Annotated in this window: 20 protein-coding genes; 10 read left to right on the forward strand and 10 right to left on the reverse strand. The window is 68.7% G+C overall.

What is annotated here, in order from left to right:
• Positions 1–217 precede the first annotated feature (217 nt).
• The 6 genes from BMZ17_RS17030 to BMZ17_RS17055 all read left to right on the forward strand — a co-directional run bounded on the left by BMZ17_RS17030 (position 218) and on the right by BMZ17_RS17055 (position 4,442).
• Positions 218–1,003 carry an ABC transporter ATP-binding protein gene (locus tag BMZ17_RS17030; RefSeq protein WP_093141430.1) on the forward strand — a complete coding sequence of 262 codons (786 nt, stop codon included), beginning with the start codon at positions 218–220 and terminating at the stop codon, positions 1,001–1,003.
• A gap of 3 nt (positions 1,004–1,006) precedes the next feature.
• Entirely contained in the window at positions 1,007–1,756 is a 750-nt protein-coding gene (locus tag BMZ17_RS17035; RefSeq protein WP_093141433.1) for an MlaE family lipid ABC transporter permease subunit, read from the forward strand.
• Between the two features lie 103 nt (positions 1,757–1,859).
• The gene (gene mlaD, locus BMZ17_RS17040; RefSeq protein WP_093141436.1) at positions 1,860–2,405 is read left to right on the forward strand and encodes an outer membrane lipid asymmetry maintenance protein MlaD; all 546 of its coding nucleotides are present in this window, start codon (positions 1,860–1,862) and stop codon (positions 2,403–2,405) included.
• The gene (locus BMZ17_RS17045) at positions 2,402–3,064 is read left to right on the forward strand and encodes an MlaC/ttg2D family ABC transporter substrate-binding protein (protein WP_093141440.1); all 663 of its coding nucleotides are present in this window, start codon (positions 2,402–2,404) and stop codon (positions 3,062–3,064) included. The genes mlaD and BMZ17_RS17045 overlap by 4 nt, the downstream gene beginning before the upstream one ends.
• 7 nt (positions 3,065–3,071) lie before the next feature.
• Positions 3,072–3,383, forward strand: a complete 312-nt coding sequence (locus tag BMZ17_RS17050; RefSeq protein ID WP_093141444.1) for an STAS domain-containing protein — start codon at positions 3,072–3,074, stop codon at positions 3,381–3,383.
• Between the two features lie 51 nt (positions 3,384–3,434).
• Complete coding sequence (locus tag BMZ17_RS17055) at positions 3,435–4,442, forward strand: MlaA family lipoprotein (RefSeq protein ID WP_093141448.1); 1,008 nt, start codon at positions 3,435–3,437, stop codon at positions 4,440–4,442.
• Between the two features lie 69 nt (positions 4,443–4,511).
• Here the strand turns inward: BMZ17_RS17055 and BMZ17_RS17060 are convergent, their stop codons facing one another.
• Positions 4,512–5,054 (reverse strand): glutathione peroxidase, encoded by a 543-nt coding sequence (locus BMZ17_RS17060; RefSeq protein ID WP_093141452.1) that lies wholly within the window; start codon positions 5,052–5,054, stop codon positions 4,512–4,514.
• A 224-nt stretch (positions 5,055–5,278) separates the two neighbouring features.
• Entirely contained in the window at positions 5,279–5,725 is a 447-nt protein-coding gene (locus BMZ17_RS17065; RefSeq protein ID WP_139202992.1) for a hypothetical protein, read from the reverse strand.
• Between the two features lie 386 nt (positions 5,726–6,111).
• Between BMZ17_RS17065 and msrB the strand changes: the two genes are divergently transcribed.
• Positions 6,112–6,624 (forward strand): peptide-methionine (R)-S-oxide reductase MsrB, encoded by a 513-nt coding sequence (gene msrB / locus BMZ17_RS17070; RefSeq protein WP_093141459.1) that lies wholly within the window; start codon positions 6,112–6,114, stop codon positions 6,622–6,624.
• Between the two features lie 28 nt (positions 6,625–6,652).
• Positions 6,653–7,384: a peptide-methionine (S)-S-oxide reductase MsrA gene (msrA, locus tag BMZ17_RS17075; RefSeq protein WP_093142350.1), complete on the forward strand. Its 732-nt coding sequence runs from the start codon at positions 6,653–6,655 to the stop codon at positions 7,382–7,384.
• A 25-nt stretch (positions 7,385–7,409) separates the two neighbouring features.
• On the opposite strand, the gene rmuC is transcribed toward msrA, so the two are convergent.
• Positions 7,410–8,993 carry a DNA recombination protein RmuC gene (rmuC, locus tag BMZ17_RS17080; protein ID WP_093141462.1) on the reverse strand — a complete coding sequence of 528 codons (1,584 nt, stop codon included), beginning with the start codon at positions 8,991–8,993 and terminating at the stop codon, positions 7,410–7,412.
• Between the two features lie 86 nt (positions 8,994–9,079).
• On the opposite strand from rmuC, the gene BMZ17_RS17085 reads away from it, so the two are divergent.
• On the forward strand, positions 9,080–9,445 hold the full coding sequence (locus BMZ17_RS17085; RefSeq protein WP_175485654.1) for a ribonuclease E inhibitor RraB: 366 nt from the start codon (positions 9,080–9,082) through the stop codon (positions 9,443–9,445).
• A gap of 88 nt (positions 9,446–9,533) precedes the next feature.
• Here BMZ17_RS17085 and BMZ17_RS17090 read toward each other — a convergent pair whose 3' ends face one another.
• The gene (locus tag BMZ17_RS17090) at positions 9,534–10,046 is read right to left on the reverse strand and encodes a hypothetical protein (protein WP_093141470.1); all 513 of its coding nucleotides are present in this window, start codon (positions 10,044–10,046) and stop codon (positions 9,534–9,536) included.
• Between the two features lie 57 nt (positions 10,047–10,103).
• A complete protein-coding gene (locus BMZ17_RS17095) occupies positions 10,104–11,117 on the reverse strand; it encodes a zinc-binding alcohol dehydrogenase family protein (RefSeq protein WP_093141474.1) in 1,014 nt (337 codons plus the stop codon).
• A 100-nt stretch (positions 11,118–11,217) separates the two neighbouring features.
• Here BMZ17_RS17095 and BMZ17_RS17100 point away from each other — a divergent pair, with 100 nt between their 5' ends.
• Positions 11,218–12,129 carry a LysR family transcriptional regulator gene (locus BMZ17_RS17100; protein ID WP_093141478.1) on the forward strand — a complete coding sequence of 304 codons (912 nt, stop codon included), beginning with the start codon at positions 11,218–11,220 and terminating at the stop codon, positions 12,127–12,129.
• 9 nt (positions 12,130–12,138) lie between these two features.
• On the opposite strand, the gene BMZ17_RS17105 is transcribed toward BMZ17_RS17100, so the two are convergent.
• From BMZ17_RS17105 to BMZ17_RS17125, 5 genes are all read right to left on the reverse strand, one after another.
• On the reverse strand, positions 12,139–12,645 hold the full coding sequence (locus BMZ17_RS17105) for a hypothetical protein (RefSeq protein ID WP_093141482.1): 507 nt from the start codon (positions 12,643–12,645) through the stop codon (positions 12,139–12,141).
• Positions 12,646–12,729: 84 nt separating this feature from the next.
• Positions 12,730–14,178: a heavy metal sensor histidine kinase gene (locus tag BMZ17_RS17110; RefSeq protein WP_093141487.1), complete on the reverse strand. Its 1,449-nt coding sequence runs from the start codon at positions 14,176–14,178 to the stop codon at positions 12,730–12,732.
• Entirely contained in the window at positions 14,175–14,858 is a 684-nt protein-coding gene (locus BMZ17_RS17115; RefSeq protein ID WP_093141491.1) for a heavy metal response regulator transcription factor, read from the reverse strand. Before BMZ17_RS17115 ends, BMZ17_RS17110 begins: the two co-directional genes overlap by 4 nt.
• 345 nt (positions 14,859–15,203) lie before the next feature.
• A complete protein-coding gene (locus BMZ17_RS17120; protein WP_093141495.1) occupies positions 15,204–16,598 on the reverse strand; it encodes a cytochrome c in 1,395 nt (464 codons plus the stop codon).
• A gap of 10 nt (positions 16,599–16,608) precedes the next feature.
• Positions 16,609–18,384, reverse strand: coding sequence for a GMC family oxidoreductase (locus BMZ17_RS17125; protein WP_093141500.1), 1,776 nt, complete (start codon positions 18,382–18,384; stop codon positions 16,609–16,611).
• Positions 18,385–18,387: the final 3 nt, after the last annotated feature.

Consider the following 18,387-nt stretch of genomic DNA (forward strand, 5'->3'; position numbering starts at 1 on the left):
CATGATGCGGCATGCCTGTCGCAACCGGCGAGACCTGCGCAACAGCGCGTCCCGTGGGGCATGACATTCGGCCCGTGCCAGCGAGGGTGTCCGATCTGTCACAATAAGCATACTGACCAGTGCGGTTTTATTCAGGGCGGGGCAACGAAGCTGTTGCGTCGTTTTGCCCACGGCACGCGCGCCGCCCCAAACCGACCAGGCCTCCACACCCCTGCCGATGACTGCCTCCACACCGACCATCCGCCTTGCCGACCTGCGCCTTGAACGCGGGGGCCGCACGATCCTGCGCGATGTCACGCTCACCGCGCCGCGCGGCAGCGTGACCGCCGTGCTGGGCCCGTCGGGCAGCGGCAAGTCCACGCTGCTGGCGGCACTGACCGGCGAGCTGGTCCCGGTGTCGGGCACGGTGGAACTGTTCGGCCAGCCGATCCCGCGCGGCGCCCGCGCCCTGCGCGAGCTGCGCAAGAACGTCGGTGTGCTGCTGCAGGGCAACGGCCTGCTGACCGACCTCACCGTCGGCGAGAACGTCGCCCTGCCGCTGCGCGCCCACACCGACCTGCCCGATGCGCTGATCCGCCAGCTGGTGGACCTCAAGCTCAACGCGGTCGGCCTGCGCACGGCCGAAGGCCTGTTCCCGCGCGAGCTGTCCGGCGGCATGGCGCGGCGCGTGGCGCTGGCCCGCGCGCTGGCGCTGGACCCGCCGCTGATGATCTACGACGAGCCGCTGACCGGGCTGGACCCGATCGCCTCGGGCGTGATCATGTCGCTGATCCGCCGCCTCAACGATTCCTTGGGCCTGACCAGCATCATCGTCAGCCACCACGTGCACGAAACCATGCCGGTCTGCGACCAGGCGCTGGTGATCGCCAACGGCGGGCTGGTGTTCTCCGGCACGCCGGCCGAACTGGAAGCCAGCGAAGACCCACTGGTGCGCCAGTTCCTGCGCGGCGCGCCCGATGGTCCGATTCCCTTCGACAGCGCCGCTTCGGCGCGGGCCGCATAAGTCATGGCGTTTGCTGCTTCCATTCGCTCGCTGGGTGCCGCCGGGCTGTTCTCGCTCTCGGTGCTGCGTGCGTCCACGCCGACCCGCGATTTCTGGGCCGAGCTGGTGCGCGAGATCTACAAGATCGGCGCGCGCTCGCTGCCGATCATCGCCGTGGGCGGCGCGTTCGTGGGCCTGGTGCTGACCCTGCAGGGCTACCGCACGCTGACCACCTTCGGCGCGTCCGATGCGTTGTCCACGCTGCTGGGCCTGTCGCTGTACCGCGAGCTGGGCCCGGTGCTGACCGCGCTGCTGTTCATCGGCCGCGCCGGCAGCTCGATCGCCGCCGAACTGGGCCTGATGCGCGCCACTGACCAGATCAAGGCGCTGGAGCTGATGGCCATCGACCCGATCGCCAAGGCGGTCGCGCCGCGCTTCTGGGCCGCGGTGCTGACGGTGCCGCTGCTGACCGGCTTCTTCTGCTCGCTGGCGATCAGTGCCAGCTGGTTCGAGGCGGTCAAGGTGCTGGGCCTGGACAACGGGACGTTCTGGTCGGCGCTGCAGGGCAGCGTCGATATCTGGGACGACTTCGGCGTGGCATTGCTGAAGTCGGCCGTGTTCGGCGGCGTTGCAGCGCTGGTGGCCTCGTATGTCGGCTTCAACGCCGAGCCGACGATCGAAGGCACCTCGGTGGCCACCACCCGCGCGGTGGTCAACGGCTCGCTGCTGGTGCTGATGCTGAACTTCGTTCTTTCCGCCCTTTTGTTTCAATGATGCGAGTCCCTCGCAAGAGCCCGCACATCCATGTGCGGGGATTCAACAAACAGCTGGCTTCGATCCAGGTCGTGGCCATGTTCCGTACACAGGTGAAATAACCATGGCCGCACGCGGACCACGACTCGAATTTGCCGTCGGCGCCTTCCTGCTGCTGGCGCTGGCCTCGCTGCTGGTGCTGGCGCTGGCCTCGACCAACCGTTCCTTCGGCTTCGGCGGCGGTGGCCGCTACGAGCTGAAGGCGCGCTTCACCAACCTGGGCCAGCTGCGCGTGCAGGCGCCGGTCAAGATCGGCGGCGTGGTGATCGGCCAGGTAGCCGACATCAGCCTGGATCCCAAGCAGTTCGACTCGATCGTGACCCTGCGCATCGACGGCCAGTACAAGGATCTGCCGGCGGATACCTCGGCCGGCATCTTCACCAGCGGCCTGCTGGGCGAGAACTACATTGGCCTGTCCCCGGGCGGCGACCCGGACGTGCTCAAGCCCGGCCAGGAAATCGCCTACACCCAGCCGGCGGTGGATCTGCTGCAGCTGGTCGGCAAATACATGTTCAGCGGCGGTGGCAAGCCTGCCGGCGACGATTCCGCGACACCGCCGGCGGCGCAAGCCGCGCCGGCGCCTGCCGCCCCCACGGGAGACACCCAATGAAGCGTTCCATGATCACCCTCGCCCTGGCCGCCGTGCTGGCCGCGACCGCGCCGACCGCCGTGCTGGCGCAGGCCCCGGCCGCCGCCGCCGCCCCGGCGCAGAACTCGGCCAGCGCCCTGGTGCTGGGCAATGCCACCCGCGTGCTGTCCACGCTGGAGCAGCGCCGCGCCGAGTTCAAGTCCAACCCGGCCGCGCTGAAGACCTTCATCAAGACCGAGTTCAACACCGCTTTCGACGGCAACTACGCCGCGCGCCTGGTGCTGGGCCTGCATGGCCGCGGCGCGTCCGATGCCGAGGTCAACGGCTTCGCCGATGCCCTGGCCGACAACCTGACCGCGCGCTACGGCCAGTCGCTGCTGGACTTCAACCAGCGCCTGCGCGTGCGCATCAAGTCCGAGACCCCGCTGCCCAACAACAAGGGCGTGCGTGTTTCCAGCGAGATGCTGCGCGAGAGCGGCGACCCGGTGCCGGTGGATTACCTGCTGCGCAACGTCGGCGGCCAGTGGAAGATCTTCGACGTGATGATCGAAGGCATCTCTTACGTGCAGACCTTCAAGAACCAGTTCGACGCCCCACTGCGGACCAAGTCGATCGCCCAGGTCACCGCCGATCTGCGCGCCGGCCGCCTGCAGGCCTCCGGCAGCAACGGCGGACGTTGAGATCCCCATGAACCAGGCTTCGGTCCAACGGGATGGCAACGCGCTGGTGTTCCGCGGCGCGCTGGACCGTGCCGCGGCCCAGGCGCTGTGGCCGGCCGCCCAGCGCGCGCTTGAGGGCGCGCAGCGGCTGGACCTGACCGCCGTGCCGTCGCTGGACAGCGCAGGCCTGGCGCTGCTGGTGGCGCTGGCCACGCGCCTGCGCGGCGCCGGCACCACGGCGGTAGCCGTGGAAGGCACGCCGGCCGGCCTGGCCGAACTGTGCGCGGCCTACCGGCTGACGCCGGCACTGGATTACCTGCCTGCCGCTCGGCCGGCCTGATTGCCCACGGATGCGCCTGATGCGCGCCCGTTCCCCATAGGGATTTTGGAAATGAAGACGCTGCACCTCGCTCCCCTGTTGCTGTCCAGCGCGCTGCTGGCGGCGTGTGCCTCCAACAAGCCGGCCGACACCGCGCCGCAGGTTGCCTCCACCGTGATCGCCCCGCCGGCGACCGCGGCCGAAGCCGCACCTGCCGCCGATCCGGCCCAGGCCGCTGCACCGGCCACGCAGGCGCCGGAAGGCGCCCCGCCGACCGCGGCCGAGCAGGACTTCAGCGCGATCTACAACCCGGTCGCCGATCCCACCCTGCCGCCGCCGGCCGAAGGCGCGCCGCCCAGCTACGACCCGTGGGAGAAGTGGAACCGCAAGGTCCACGCCTTCAACAACGTCGTCGATCGTGGCGTGGCCAAGCCGCTGGCCACCGCCTACGTCAAGGTGGTGCCGCGCCCGGTGCGCAACGGCGTGCACAACTTCTTCGACAACCTCGGCCAGCCGCTGACAGTGGTCAACAGCCTGCTGCAGGGCAAGCCGGGCGAAGCCTGGGACGCCTTCGGCCGCTTCCTGATCAACACCACCGCCGGCGTCGGCGGCGTGTTCGACGTGGCCACCCGCGACCAGGTGCCCAACACCAGCGAGGACTTCGGCCAGACGCTGGGCGTGTGGGGCTGGAGGCAGTCACGCTATGTCGAACTGCCGCTGTTCGGCCCGCGCACCGTGCGCGACACCTTCGGCCTGGTCGGCGACGCGCCGTTCTCGCCGGTGCAGCGCATCGAGAACGACAAGGTCCGCATCTTCACCCAGGGCCTGCAGCTGGTGGACGTGCGCACCCAGCTGATGGCGATCGACTCGATGCGCGAAGGCGCGCTGGACGAGTACGCGCTGTTCCGCGACGGCTGGCTGCAGCGCCGCAACTACCAGATCAGCGACGAGGGCGAGCGCAACCGGCGCAAGGGCAAGGCCAGCGACGACCTGCCGGCCTACCTGCGCGACGAGGACGACAACCCGACCGTCCCGATGGACGCGATGCCGACGCCCAACATGTTCCCGGGCGGCGGCTGATCGCCACGCGCATTGCATGAAAAAGGCCGCCCGGTGGGCGGCCTTTTTTGTTCCGGCAATGCGCGTGAATCAAGCCGCCAGCGCGGCGTCCACTGCGGCCAGCAGGCCTGCGTCATCCGGTGCGGTGTCGGGCGAGAAGCGCGCGACCACGCGGCCGTCGCGACCGATCAGGAACTTCTCGAAGTTCCACAGCACGCCCGGCGCCGGGTTCACCTTGATGTCCATGCCGGCGAGCTTCTCGCGCAGCGGGCCTTCGCCTTCGGCCACCGGCTGGGCGTTGATCAGCGCCTGGTACAACGGATGCACCGAGTTACCGGCCACCGAGATCTTGGAGAACATCGGGAAGGTCACATCGAACTCGGTGCTGCAGAAGCTGGCGATGTCGGCATTGCTGCCCGGCTCCTGCTCCAGGAAGTTGTTGGCCGGGAAGCCCAGCACTTCCAGGCCGGCCTCGTGCTTGGCGCGGTACAGCGCTTCCAGCGCGGCGTACTGCTTGGTCAGGCCGCACTTGGACGCCACGTTGACCACCAGCAGCACCTGGCCGCGATAGTCGCCCAGCGTCGTCGGCTGGTCTTCGATGGTCTTGAGGGGGATGTCGTAAAGCGTCGTCATGGGGGGGCCTGCGGAGCATGAGTGGGAGGGCTGGCGGCGCAGTCTAAGCGCACGACGCCCGCGACGGTGTTAGCGCGATGTCGGGATCGTGTGGCAAGGGTTGCAAGGCACCCCGATCCACTCGAACGCAGCCGCGTGCTGGCTGGCTTGGTCGACCTGCGGTCTCGTGCTGCCGCGCTTGATCCTCTGGCGACCGCGGACAGGCGCGCAGCCCTCGAGGCGCTTCAGAACGCGACCGGTTTCGAATCCAGGGTGCAGCCCGCCTGCGGCGTTGGCGTCCGGTAGAGATCCTTCGAACCGACCTCGACCTTCTTCTCGAACGAAAGCGCTTCTTCCTGCTCGGTTCCAAGGTTGTCGGAAATCATGAGCCTGTAGGTGCCGTGACGCGTGAACAACGGCACGGAGACAGGATGTCCCTCCAAATCCCACACCACGCCCACCGCGGCGTGCGGATCGACGTAAAGCACCCCATCGACGACCACGATGCCCGGGCAATCGATCTCTGGCGTTTTCAGGAAGAAAAAATCGCCACCCTTCTGGTACGCCCCGATCTCATTCTGGAGCGGGTCGATGGCGGCGATGCGCCTGTATCCGGATGAAGGCGTTCCCGCGCGGACCTCGCAACTGCACAGCAATGACAGCAGCACGAACGCAACGGTCTTGGTCTTCATCGCTGTGTCCGCATGCATTCAGACGACCTCCTGTCCATGAAGTTCACTCGTGTGCCGTGAGCCCGGCGCGTCGCCCAGCGGCCCAATCTTCGCACCGTTGCGATGGCCCTCGATCTTTGGTGTGTTGAAGGCCGACCAGACCCGCGGAAGGAACGATCTGCGCGCCCAGCGCATTGCAGACGACAGTGGCAGCGCGCCCACGCCGGAATGGCAGGGTTATCGCCCGATCGGCCTGGGCCAGTCGCCGCACGCTTCGGCCCGGCAAGGCCAGGCGCTGATTCAGCCGCCTGAACCCTGGCCTTCCCGCCGAGGGAATAACGCACGCCACCAGACGTTTTCATAGAGACGCCCGCATCCGCTGGGCGGCCCGGACCGTAGAAGGTCATATGAAAACGCACCTATCCCGCAGGCGGTTGTTGATCGGTGGGAGCCTGGCCGCAACGGGCGCCCTGTTCGGACTGAGCGCGAGTGGCGCATCGCCACCCGCGCCCGCTGCGCCGCGCCGCAGCGCCTACGCGTTCACCCTGACCGAAGCCCAATGGCAGGCGCGGCTGACGCCAGCCCAGTACAACGTGCTGCGCCGCGCCGGCACCGAGCGCCCCTATTCCAGCCCGCTCAACCGGGAGCATCGCCACGGCACCTTTGCGTGTGCCGGCTGTGCGCTGCCGGTGTTCTCGTCCAACACCAAGTTTGAGAGCGGCACCGGCTGGCCGAGCTTCTGGGCGCCGCTGGCAGATGCCGTCGATGAGGATCGTGACACCACGCTGGGCATGGCACGCACCGAGGTCCATTGCCACCGCTGTGGCGGCCACCTGGGCCACGTCTTCGAAGACGGCCCCCGGCCGACCGGCCTGCGCTACTGCATGAACGGCGTGGCCATGACCTTCACCCCTGCCTGACCCGCTGATATCCCTGTTGGAGCACACCATGCACATCGCATTCGACAAGCTGATCGCAGGCGCCTGTTCGGCAGGCATTGCCGGCCTGCTGCTCGTGGGCTTTTTCACCGCGCAAAATCATGTCGCGATGGCGGCAGAGACCGCGACCGACGTGCCCGCGCCGCTGCAGGCGACCGCGCCCACGGCAAGCACGCCGGACGGGACGCAGACGGCCATCTTCGCTGGCGGCTGCTTCTGGGGCGTGCAAGGCGTTTTCCAGCATGTGAAGGGCGTGCAGAGCGCGGTGTCCGGCTACACCGGCGGCGCGGCGAACACCGCGCACTATGAGGTTGTCAGCAGCGGTCGCACCGGGCACGCCGAATCGGTCCGGGTGACCTACGACCCAAGCCAAGTGAGCTACGCGCAATTGCTGCAGCTGTTCTTCTCGGTGGTGCACGACCCGACCCAGCTGGATCGCCAGGGCCCGGATCGCGGCACGCAGTACCGCTCGGCGATCTTCACCACCACGCCGGACCAGCAGCGCGATGCCGCCGCCTACGTTGCCCAGCTGCAAGGCGCGCACACCTTCCCCGCGCCGATCGTGACCACGGTGCAGCCGGCCAAGCCGTTCTACGCCGCCGAGCGCCATCACCAGGACTACCTGACCCTCAATCCGGGTGCGGCCTACATCCGCTATTACGACGCGCCCAAACTCGCCGACCTCAAGCAGCGCTACCCCGCGCTCTATCGGGAGACCCCGGTGCTGGTTGCCAAGCGCTGAGTCGATATCGAGCGCTGCGCCGCGATCAACCCTCGTCGTCTTCGCCTGTCGTCTCCGCCTCATCCGCAGCGTCGCTGCCCAGGTCCCCCAGCAACGCTTGTGACTGCGAATCGGTGAGCGTTTCCACGCCGCGCAGGCGGCGTTCGATAGTGCGGGTCTTGCGGCTGGCTTCGCCCAGGCTCTTGCCGACGGTGTTGATCTGCTTCTCGGCCTTTTCCAGGATGCCGGCGAACTTGCCGAACTCGCCCTTGACCGCGCCCAGCAGTGCCCAGACCTCGCTGGAACGCTGCTCGATCGCCAGGGTGCGGAAGCCCATCTGCAGGCTGTTGAGCAGCGCGGTGACGGTGGTCGGGCCGGCGATCACCACGCGGTGTTCGCGCTGCAGCAGGTCGACCAGGCCGGGGCGGCGGATCACTTCGGCATACAGGCCTTCGGTGGGCAGGAACATCACCGCGAAGTCCGTGGTCTGCGGCGGGGCGATGTACTTGTCGCTGATCGACTTGGCCTGGATGCGGATCGCACGCTCCAGCTGCGCGCCGGTCACGCGCACGGCGTCGACATCGCCGGCTTCCTGCGCATCGAGCAGCTTCTCGTAATCCTCGTGCGGGAACTTTGAATCCAGCGGCAGCCACACCGGCGTGTCCAGGTCGCCGCGACCGGGCAGGCGCACGGCGAAATCCACCATCTCGTTGCTCTCCACGCGCACCTTGACGCTGCGCGCGTACTGGTCGGCGGTGAGGGTCTGTTCGAGGATGTTCTCCAGCTGCACTTCGCCCCAGCCGCCGCGCGACTTGACGTTGGTGAGCACGCGCTTGAGGTCGCCCACGCCGGTGGCCAGCTGCTGCATCTCGCCCAGGCCGCGCTGGACCTGCTCCAGCCGCTCGGACACCAGCTTGAAGGACGAATCCAGGCGCTCGTTGAGCGTGCCCTGCAGCTTCTCGTCCACGGTCACGCGCATCTGCTCCAGGCGCGCGGCGTTGTCGGCCTGCAGGCGCTGCAGCTGCTGGTCCAGGGTGGTGCGCATCTCGGTGATGCGCGCCTCGTTGCGCTGGGTCAGTTCGGTCAGGCGCAGGCCCTGCGCGTCGGCGAAGCGCTGCTGCGACTCGCCCGCCTCGCCGCGCGCCTTGCGCGCGTCTTCGGCCAGCTGCTCGCGCAGGGACTTCATGTGGGTGTCGCTGCGCGTGATCAGCTCGGTGAGCTGCTGGCCAAAGGCCAGGATCCGTGCCTCCTGCTGCTGGCCGAACGCATCGAGCTGGGTGCGCATGTCCTGCAGGCGCGCGCCGAGCAGGTCGGCCGTGCGCTGCTGGGCCTGCGCGCCTTCCTCGCGGGCCTTGCGGGCGTCCTCGCCCAGCGCTTCGCGCAGCTGGTCCAGGCGGGTGTCGGTGCGGGTGGAGAGTTCGGTCAGGTGGCGCGCGAAGGTGTCCATGCGCGCGTCCTGCTGGCGGGCCAGGCCTTCGAGCTGTTCGCGCAGTTCGCCGCGGCCACTGCGTTGCTCTTCTCGCAGGGCGTTTTCCAGCGCGGTGGTGTTGGAACGACGCAGCAGCAGGGCCAGCTGCAGGATGAGGACGGCGACGATCAGGCCGCCCAGGATGAGGAATTCAGGTTGCATGGACCGCAGTGTATCGGGCGGTGTCTCAGCAGATGCGTCGGACGGCGCTATCCTGCCCGCCCGTCCCATGGCCAAGGACCGCCAGCATGCAGCGCAACCCCACGCTTTTCCCCGACGACGACAACGGCGATGTGCTGTGGCGCCTGGCCAGTGCGGGCGATGACCTGAGCATCCCGCGCGAGATCGACTTCACCCTGGATTTCGACACCGAGCAGTCGGCGCTGGACTGCGGGATGTTCCTGTTCCGCAACGAATTGAAGGTGCAATTGGAAGCGCCGGACGACGAAGACGAGGACGCGGCCTGGACCGTGCTGGTGGTGGCCAACATGCTGCCGCGCCACGCCGAGATCACCCACTTCGAGCAGTACCTGCAGGACGTGGCCGAGCACTACGCCGGCCACTGCACAGGCTGGGGCTGCGCGCAGCAGGCGGGACTGCCGGTTGGGAATTGAGGGCCGGAAGTGTGGGCGCTGCTTCAGCAGCGATGTGGCTTCACCGGGAAAGCGCAATCGCTGCTGAGGCAGCGCCCACAACAATCCATCAGCGGCGCGGCCTCTGTGGCGGCCAGAGCCTTGCGGCGACACTCCGCGCTGCAGGCGTGTCCGCCACGCCGACGCCGATGCCGCGACGGGCGAGTTGTTCGGCCAGGTCAATCACGGCCGCATCCGGCAGGCTGCGCAGGTTGAGCACCAGCGGTTTGGTGCCGTGCACGGCCAGCACCAGCATCGGCAGCGCGCGCCAGTAGGACCAGGCGCCGCGCGGCGCTTCGATCCACGCGGCGCTGACCTGCTCCAACGACAGCGTGCGAACGTCAAGCAGGGTGCGCAGGCGCAGTTGGCGCGAAGTCACTTCCAGCCGCAGCCGCCAGGTCACCAGCAGCGGCAGTGCTCCGACCACCAGCGCGATGGCCGCCAGCACGAACTGCCCGCTGCGCAGGCCGGCGCCGGCGAACACCAGCGCCAGCACGCCGATCACCGCGCTGCCTGCATAGGCCAGCGCGGTGGCGCGATAGGTCCGCACGCCTGCGGCGGGTGGCTGCTGCCGACCGTCCATGTCCCCGTCGTCCCCTGTGATGCCAGGGGCGAGTATGCGGGACGCGGACGGCGCGACTCAGTCGTCGAAGCCTTCCAGCACCAGCTTGCCCTTGGCCTTGCCGCTTTCGATCAGCGCATGCGCGCGACGCAGGTTGGCGGCGTTGATGCGGCCGTAGTGCTCACCGAAGGTCGTGCGCAGCGTGCCGGCGTCGATCAGGTCGGCCACGCGGGTCAGCAGGTCGTGCTGGGCCTGCATGTCCGGGGTCTGGTAGACCGAGCGGGTGAACATCGACTCCCAGTGCAGCGAGATGCTCTTGGCCTTGAACGGCATCACGTTGAGCGTGGCCGGGTCGTCGATCAGCGCGAACTGGCCCTGCGGCGCCAGCAGTTCGACGAACTGGTCGAAGTAGCTGTCGGTGTGGGTCAGGCTGGCGACGTGATCGACCTGGTCGATGCCGGCGGCCTTGAGCTGCGGGCCCAGCGGCTGGGTGTGGTCGATGACGTGGTGGGCGCCGAGTTCGGCCACCCAGGCTTGCGTCTCCGGGCGCGAGGCGGTGCCGATCACGGTCAGCTGGGTGAGCTTGCGCGCCAGCTGGACCAGGATCGAGCCGACGCCGCCGGCCGCGCCGGTGACCAGCAGGACCTGGCCTTCGCCCTGGCCTTCGGGGATGCGCAGGCGGTCGAACAGCACTTCCCACGCGGTGATGGCGGTCAGCGGCAGGGCCGCGGCCTGGGCGTCGTCCAGGCTGGCCGGCTTGAGGGCCACGATGCGCTCGTCGACCAGCTGGTACTGCGCGTTGCTGCCGGCACGATTGATGGTGCCGGCGTAGTAGACGACCTCGCCCGGCTTGAACAGCGTCACCGCCTCGCCCACCGCCTCCACGGTGCCGACCGCATCGAAACCCAGCACGCGCGGTTCGGTCGGCTGGGCGCGATGTCGGACCTTGGTGTCGACCGGGTTGACCGAGACAGCGTGGACCTTGACCAGCAGATCCTGCGGGCCGGGCTGCGGCCGTGGCAGGTCGAGGTCGATCAGCGCGGCCGGATCGTCGATCGGCAGGGCGGCTTGGGTGTAGGCGACGGCTTTCATGGGACAGCTCCAGTGGACGGGGGAGAGACCTGCATTGTGACGGGCGCTTTTCCACGAAAAACCCGCACAATCGGGAAGCAGTTTCACTGCTGGAGTGAAAATGATCCGTCTAGACGATCTGGGCCTGTTCGTCCGTACCGCGGCGCTGGGCAGTTTTTCGGCGGCCGCGCGCGAGGCTAACCTGCTGCCCGGCCAGGCCAGTGCGGCGATCAAGCGGCTGGAGCGCGAGCTGGACCTGCGTCTGTTCGTGCGCTCCACCCGCACCCTGCGCCTGACCACCGAGGGCGAGCAGTACCTGGAGACGGCGCGCGAGGTGCTCGACACCCTGCACGCCGGGCATGAGCGCCTGCGCGCGGCCGATGGCCCGCTCAGCGGCGTGCTGCGCGTGGCCGCGCCGTCGGACCTGGGCCGCAACGCGCTGCTGCCGTGGCTGACCGAATTCCGCGCCGCGCATCCGGCGCTGGTGCTGCGGCTGTTCCTGTCCGACCAGGTGACCGATGTGTTCCGCGATCCGGTCGACGTGGCGTTCCGGCTGGGGCGGTTCGAGGACGCCCGTTACGTGACCCTGCCGCTGGCGCCGGCCAACCGCCGGGTGCTGGTGGCCTCGCCGGCCTACCTGGCCGCACGCGGGCGGCCCCAGTCGCTGGACGAACTGCGCCAGCACGATGGCCTGCTCTACACCCTGGGCGGTCGCACCCACGACCAGTGGGCGTTCGAGGTGGACGGCCGCCGCCAGGTGGTGCCGATGCGCGCGGCCCTGCTCAGCGACGATGCCGAGATCACCCGGCGCTGGGCCGTGGCCGGCCAGGGCATCGCCTACAAGTCGTGGCTGGATGTGTGCGACGACGTGCGCGATGGCCGCCTGGTGGCGCTTTTCGCCCAGCATGGCGAAAGCGTGCCGCTGCACCTGGTGTGTCCGCACCGCAAGCAGTTCTCGCCCGCGATCCGCCAGCTGCACGCGCTGCTGCGGCCGCGCTTCGAGGCGTTGACCGATCGGCTGCCTACTGGCTGATCCGGCGCCTCAGACGATGCAGGTCATCAGCACCAGGAAGGCCTTGGGTTCGCCGACGATGCTGGCGCTGAAGCCGGCCACCGGCGCGTCCAGGCTGCACGCGCCCTGCTCGGTGCGGATCACCGGCACCAGCGCCTGGCGCGGCGCCGACCAGACCGCGACGCGGCCGGCTTCGATCAGCGGGATCAGGGCCAGGCCGGCGTCGCCGGCCTCGGTCAGGCTGAGCGACTGGCAGCCCTGCGCATCGCGCGTGGCGGTCTTCACCTGGGCGACCAGCGTCTTGGCGCGCATACCCATGATCCGCGCCATGCGCGCGTCCAGCGGCAGGCCGGCGGCGTCGGCCTTGGCCAGGGTCTCCAGCGCGTCGGCGGAGACCAGCAGGTGCGAGCCTTCCGGCGAGCCCTGGTAGACGGCGACGCAGCGTGCAGGCAGCGTGGCCTGGACCTGCACGGCCTGGGTGGTGGGCGCAGCGGCCGCCGTGGCAGCCAGCAGCAGGGAGAAGACGGTTGCGAACATAGGCCTTCCGCGCCCCGGCGCGGGGCGATGCGTTGGCCGGCACTGTAACGGCGACACCGGCCCGCGGGCCAGCCGCGAACGGGCTCAGGCCGAGGGCTGCGGACTGACCTTTGGACTGCGGCCCGGGCGCGTGGCCGGGCGCTCGACGCGTGCCGGCTGGCCCAGCACGGCCACCCGCGGCAGGCGCAGGCCGACCGAGACGTAGCCGCCCTCGGACATCGCGAACACCGTGCCGCCATGCAGCTGGGCGATCGCCTTGACGATGGCCAGGCCCAGGCCATGGCTCTGGTCGCTGCCGGTGCGCGACGGATCGGCGCGGTAGAAGCGGTCGAACAGATGGTCCAGCGCCTCGCGTGTGATCGGCTTGGCACGATTGCGCACGGTCACGCTGACCGTGTCGCCGGTCTCGGCGATGAACACCTCGATGCTGCCGCCAGGCTCGCCGTGGCGCAGCGCGTTGTCCAGCAGGTTGGTGATGGCGCGCGCGTACAGCGAGCCCTCCACGCGGGCGCGGGCATCGCCTTCCACCTGCAGGACCATGCCGGCGTCTTCCATGACCATGTCCATGAACTCGGCGGCCTTGGTGGTCTCCTCGCGCAGCGAGACATCGACCAGGTCGCGCGCCGATTCGCCGCGGTCGGCCCGGGCCAGGAACAGCATCGAGTTGACGATGGCGCGCAGCCGCTCCAGTTCTTCCAGGTTGGACTGCAGCGTGGTTTCCAGCGCATCGGCCGAACGCGCGCGGGCCAGGGTCACCTGGGTCTCGCCGATCATGTTGCCCAGCGGCGTGCGCAGTTCGTGGGCCACGTCGGCGTTGAAGGCGTTGAGCTGCTCGTAGGCACGCTGCAGGCGGGCCAGCGCCTCGTTGAGCGACATCACCATGCCGTCCAGCTCGGTCGGCAGGTTGTCGGCCGGCAGGCGCAGGGTGAGGTCGCGTGCGTCCAGCCGGCGCGCGTAGGCGCTCAGCCGGTCCACCGGCGCCAGGCCGCGACGCGCGATCCACCAGCCCAGAGTCGAGACGGCTGCGATCGCCACCAGCGACAGCACCACGATGCCGACGGCCAGCAGCCATTCGGCCGATTCGATGCTGCGCTGGCCCTCGGCCACGATCAGCTGCACGGCCGGACGCTCGCCGGCGGCCGGCAGCGTGTGGGACAGGGTCAGGTAGCGCTGGCCATTGGGCAGGACGGCATTGCCGAAGCCCTCGGCATGGCCATCGAACTCGGCCTGGTCCAGGAAGGTCTTGCCCACGCGATAGCGCGGATCGTCGCTTTCCACCAGGAAGTACAGGCTGCCGTCTTCGGGCGTGAAGTCGGCCAGCTTGTCGCGGAAGTACGCCCAGTGCTCGCCGTCGTTGGCCCGCGCGGACAGGCGCTCGACGATCACCAGGCGTGCATTGAGCTGGTCGCGGTTATGCCGCTGCAGCTCGTAGGACTGGAACAGGAACAGCGAAACGGCCAGCACCGCCAGCACCACCGTGGCGGCCAGGCCGAACATCAGGCCCAGCCGTGCCGCGATGGAGCGGGTGTTCACTCGGCCTCGTCCTCGCGCTGCTCCAGCACGTAGCCCATGCCACGCACGGTGTGCAGCAGCTTGGCTTCGCCCGGGTATTCCAGCTTGGCGCGCAGGCGCTTGATCGCCACTTCCACCACGTTGGTGTTGGTGTCGAAATTGATGTCCCACACCGTCTCGGTGATCACCGTCTTGGACAGGATCTGCGAGCGGCGGCGGGCCAACGCGGCCAGCAGTGCGAACTCCTTGGCCGACAGGTTCAGGCGACGCCCACGACGGGTGGCGCGACGGGCCAGCAGGTCGATATGCAGGTCGCCGACCTGGATCTGGGTGGACTCATGCGCGCGGCCGCGACGGGTGATCGCCTGCACGCGGGCCAGCAGCTCCAGGAACGAGAACGGCTTGACCAGGTAATCGTCGGCGCCCGCCCCGAGGCCGCGCAGGCGGTCGTCCACCTGGTCGCGGGCGGTCAGCATGATCACCGGGGTGTCGCGCTGGGCGCGCAGCGACTGCATCACCTGCAGGCCGTCCATGCCAGGCAGCATGATGTCCAGCACCACCGCGTCGTAGTCGCCGGTCAGCGCCAGGTGCAGGCCATCCACGCCATTGGCGGCATGGTCGACGCTGTAGCCCTCTTCGCCCAGGCCACGGGTCAGGTAACCGGCGGTCTTGGGTTCGTCTTCGATGATCAGCAGTTTCATGGCGTCATGGTACGGCGTTGGAACGTGGCTCATGCGGCGGGGTCCATGGGTTCGTCCAGACGCCCGAAGGCGGCTGCAGCGGTGGGGAATCCGCTCCACGGGCCCGGACACCTCGCCCGTGGAGTGTGCTCCGGGCGACCGTGAATCCTGGTCACCCGGCTCCCCCGCCCGCGCCGGTACAGCCGCGCCTCGCCGCCGGGGCAGCAAAGGAAAGAAGGGGAGTGCCACCGATTCTGTCGGCCGGCCCCCATCACCTTCCTGACATTGCGCTGACAATCCCGTCAGCCGGAAACGACAACGCCCGGCGGGCCGGGCGTTGTCGGGTGCTTCGGGCGGGACGCGGGCTTACTTGTCGCCGGCGTCGGCCTGGGTCGGGTCGTGCGGGGCGCCGTGCTTGGCGGTGCCTTCCTCGGCCAGGCTGGCGCGCACGGCCTTGACCTGGGCCACGGTGACCGCCGAGGCCTGGTTGCCCCAGCTGCTGCGGATGTAGGTGCCCAGCTGGGCGACCTCGTCATCGCTCAGGCGCTCGGCGAAGCCGGGCATGCCCAGGTTGGACGGCGCGGCCTGGGTGGAGGGCAGCGAACTGCCCGCCAGGATCAGGCGCACCAGGGTGGCCGGGTCCTTGGCCAGCACGCTCGGGTTGCCGGCGATCTTGGGGAAGGCATGGGCATAGCCCTGCGCGTCGGTGCGATGGCAGGCCGCGCAGTTGTCCACGTACAGCTCGGCGCCGCGGCTGTCGTTGATGCCGGCCTGCAGCGCGGTGGCGGTGGCCGGATCGGCGTTGAAGCTGGCCACGTCGCCGGGCGCGGCCGGCAGCGTCTTCAGGTAGGCCGCCATCGCGTTGAGATCTTCATCGCTCAGGTGCTGGGTGCTGTGCTCGACCACGTCGGCCATCGCGTTGCCAACCACGGCGGTGTGCGGATTGCGCGCGGTCTTGAGCGTGTCGACGATGTCCTGCTGCGACCAGCTGCCCAGCCCATCGGCGGTGTTGCCGCGCAGGTTCACCGCGACCCAGCCATCGATCACCTGGCCACCGGCCAGGTACGCGTCGGCCTGGCCGTCGTGTTCGCTGAGCGCCACTTCCTGCAGGGTTTGTGCGCGCGGGGTGTGGCAGGTGCCGCAGTGGCCCAGGCCTTGCACCAGGTAGGCACCGCGGGCCAGTTCGGGATCGCTGTAGGCGCCGGCCTCGAAGCCGGTCTGCTGCGGATCCGGGGCGAAGGTCTTGCGCCAGATCGCCAGCGGCCAGCGCATCGACAGCGGCCAGGCGATGTCGGCGCTGCGATTCTCTGCCTTGATCGCCGGCACGCCGAACTTGAAGTACGCATACAGCGCGCGCGTATCGGCATCGGTCATGCGGATGTAGGACGGATACGGCATCGCCGGATACAGCGTGCCGCCGGCCGGGGTGATGCCGTGGCGCACCGCGCGGTCGAAATCGTTCAGCGTGTACGTGCCGATGCCGGTGTCCGCATCCGGAGTGATGTTGGTGCTGTAGATCGTGCCGATCGGCGAGGCGATCGGCAGCCCGCCGGCGAACGGCTTGCCGCCCGGCGCGGTGTGGCAGGCGGTGCAGTCGCCAGCCGCAGCCAGGTACTTGCCCTGCGCGATCAGCGCGGTATCACTGGCGGTCGGCTCGCCGCCGGCGACGGCCGGCGTGGTGGTCGGCAGGAAGGCGTACACCAGCGCGGCGACCAGCACGATCACCGCCAGCGCCACCAGGATCAGAAGCAGCTTCTTCATCGTCTGCTCCTTATGCCCGCACCATCGGGCCGGGCGACTTGATGTACTGGGTGCGGATGTTGTGCGCCGCCCAGTACGCCAGGCCGCCGACCAGGCCGGTGGGGTTGTAGCCGTTGTTCTGCGGGAACGCGTTGGCACCGATGGCGAACACGTTGGGCACGTCCCACGACTGCAGGTACTTGTTCAGCGCCGAGGTCTTGGGATCGTCGCCCATGATCGCGCCGCCGCAGGTGTGGGTGCTCTGATACTTGGTGATGTCGTAGTGGCTGCCGTCCTTCTTCGCATCGCCGGAGATCGACGTCGGATTGAGGAAGCGCGTCATCTGTTGGGCCTGGTCGACGAAGAACTGCGAGGCCTTGATCTCGTTGGGATGCCAGTCGAAGGTCATGCGCAGCAGGGGCCGGCCGAAGGCGTCCTTGTAGGTCGGGTCCAGGCTCAGGTAGTGCTGGCGATACGACATGCACGCGCCCTGCACTTCGTAATAGAACGAGTGGCGGAAGTTGTCGGCCACGGCCTGCTTCCACTTCGACCCCCAGCTCGGCGTGCCCTCGGGCACGTTGATGCCGCGCACCGGGCCGGCGCCGGGCTGGCGCGCCCACACCAGGCCACCGCCGACGAAGCCGACCTTGCTGTTGTCCAGCTGGTTGCCGTTGAGGTCGTCCATCGTCGTGCCCGCGCCGCCGATGCCGATGAACTGGTTGGCCTGCACGCTCTTGTCGAAGAACATCACCACGCGGTTGAGGTTTTGGTAGGAGTAATTGCGCCCGATCGTGCCGGTGTTGGATTCCGGGTCGTAGGGCTGGCCGATGCCGGAGACCAGCATCAGGTGCACGTTGTAGAGCGAGAACGCGCACAGCAGCACCATGTCCGCCGGCTGCTCGACCTCGCGGCCCTGCGCGTCCAGGTAGGTCACGCCGGTAGCCTTCTTGCCGGTGTTGTCCAGGTTGACCTTGAGCACGGTGGCGTGGGTGCGCAGCTCGAAGCTCTTGCGCTGGCGCAGCACCGGCAGGATGCAGGCGTTGGGACTGGCCTTGGAGTAGTTGAGGCAGCCGTAATCGCTGCAGAAGCCGCAGGCGTTGCACGGCCCCATCTGGCAGCCATACGGATTGACGTACGGGCCCGACGCATTCGACGCGGGGATCGGATATGGATGCCAGCCCATCTGCTTGGCCGCGCCATAGAACATCTCCGCGCCCAGATAGTTGGGATTGGGCTTGAGCGGATATTCGCTGGAACGCGAGCCTTCGAACGGGTTGCCCCCTTCCTGCAGCACGCCGTTGAGCACGCCGGCCTTGCCGGAAGTGCCGCAGACCTTTTCGAACATGTCCAGATGCGGTTCCAGGTCGTCATAGCTGACTGGGAAATCCTGGATTGTCATGTCTTCGGGAATGAACTTCTTGCCGTAGCGCTGCTCGACATTGCTGCGCAGGCGCATGTCTTCGGGCAGCGGGCGGAAGTGGCAACCCGACCAATGGCTGCCGGCGCCACCGACGCCGGTGCCCGGCTTGAACGACCCCATCTGTCGGTACGGCACGGCGGTGTCGCCGGGCGTGTGGCGTACGGTGACCGTCTCCTGCGCCAGGCTCTGCAGGTAGCGGCGATGCACCGAGCCTTCCAGCTCGTCGACCACGCGCGGATAGGCGAAGTCCGGCTGCGTATCGCGGTCCGGGCCGCGCTCCAGCGCGACCACATTCAAGCCCGCGTCGGTGAGCTCCTTGGCCAGGATGGCGCCCGTCCAGCCCATGCCGACGATCACGGCGTCCACTTTCGGTTTCACGGTTGCCATGTC

This window comes from Pseudoxanthomonas sp. GM95 (genome assembly GCF_900109775.1).
In the GTDB taxonomy this organism is placed as follows: domain Bacteria; phylum Pseudomonadota; class Gammaproteobacteria; order Xanthomonadales; family Xanthomonadaceae; genus Pseudoxanthomonas_A.

Coding starts and splice junctions, on each gene's coding strand:
- BMZ17_RS17030 (WP_093141430.1), top strand. CDS start 218: ATGACTGCCTCCACACCGACCATCCGCCTTGCCGACCTGCGCCTTGAA.
- BMZ17_RS17035 (WP_093141433.1), top strand. CDS start 1,007: ATGGCGTTTGCTGCTTCCATTCGCTCGCTGGGTGCCGCCGGGCTGTTC.
- mlaD (WP_093141436.1), top strand. CDS start 1,860: ATGGCCGCACGCGGACCACGACTCGAATTTGCCGTCGGCGCCTTCCTG.
- BMZ17_RS17045 (WP_093141440.1), top strand. CDS start 2,402: ATGAAGCGTTCCATGATCACCCTCGCCCTGGCCGCCGTGCTGGCCGCG.
- BMZ17_RS17050 (WP_093141444.1), top strand. CDS start 3,072: ATGAACCAGGCTTCGGTCCAACGGGATGGCAACGCGCTGGTGTTCCGC.
- BMZ17_RS17055 (WP_093141448.1), top strand. CDS start 3,435: ATGAAGACGCTGCACCTCGCTCCCCTGTTGCTGTCCAGCGCGCTGCTG.
- BMZ17_RS17060 (WP_093141452.1), bottom strand. CDS start 5,054: ATGACGACGCTTTACGACATCCCCCTCAAGACCATCGAAGACCAGCCG.
- BMZ17_RS17065 (WP_139202992.1), bottom strand. CDS start 5,725: ATGAAGACCAAGACCGTTGCGTTCGTGCTGCTGTCATTGCTGTGCAGT.
- msrB (WP_093141459.1), top strand. CDS start 6,112: ATGAAAACGCACCTATCCCGCAGGCGGTTGTTGATCGGTGGGAGCCTG.
- msrA (WP_093142350.1), top strand. CDS start 6,653: ATGCACATCGCATTCGACAAGCTGATCGCAGGCGCCTGTTCGGCAGGC.
- rmuC (WP_093141462.1), bottom strand. CDS start 8,993: ATGCAACCTGAATTCCTCATCCTGGGCGGCCTGATCGTCGCCGTCCTC.
- BMZ17_RS17085 (WP_175485654.1), top strand. CDS start 9,080: ATGCAGCGCAACCCCACGCTTTTCCCCGACGACGACAACGGCGATGTG.
- BMZ17_RS17090 (WP_093141470.1), bottom strand. CDS start 10,046: ATGGACGGTCGGCAGCAGCCACCCGCCGCAGGCGTGCGGACCTATCGC.
- BMZ17_RS17095 (WP_093141474.1), bottom strand. CDS start 11,117: ATGAAAGCCGTCGCCTACACCCAAGCCGCCCTGCCGATCGACGATCCG.
- BMZ17_RS17100 (WP_093141478.1), top strand. CDS start 11,218: ATGATCCGTCTAGACGATCTGGGCCTGTTCGTCCGTACCGCGGCGCTG.
- BMZ17_RS17105 (WP_093141482.1), bottom strand. CDS start 12,645: ATGTTCGCAACCGTCTTCTCCCTGCTGCTGGCTGCCACGGCGGCCGCT.
- BMZ17_RS17115 (WP_093141491.1), bottom strand. CDS start 14,858: ATGAAACTGCTGATCATCGAAGACGAACCCAAGACCGCCGGTTACCTG.
- BMZ17_RS17120 (WP_093141495.1), bottom strand. CDS start 16,598: ATGAAGAAGCTGCTTCTGATCCTGGTGGCGCTGGCGGTGATCGTGCTG.
- BMZ17_RS17125 (WP_093141500.1), bottom strand. CDS start 18,384: ATGGCAACCGTGAAACCGAAAGTGGACGCCGTGATCGTCGGCATGGGC.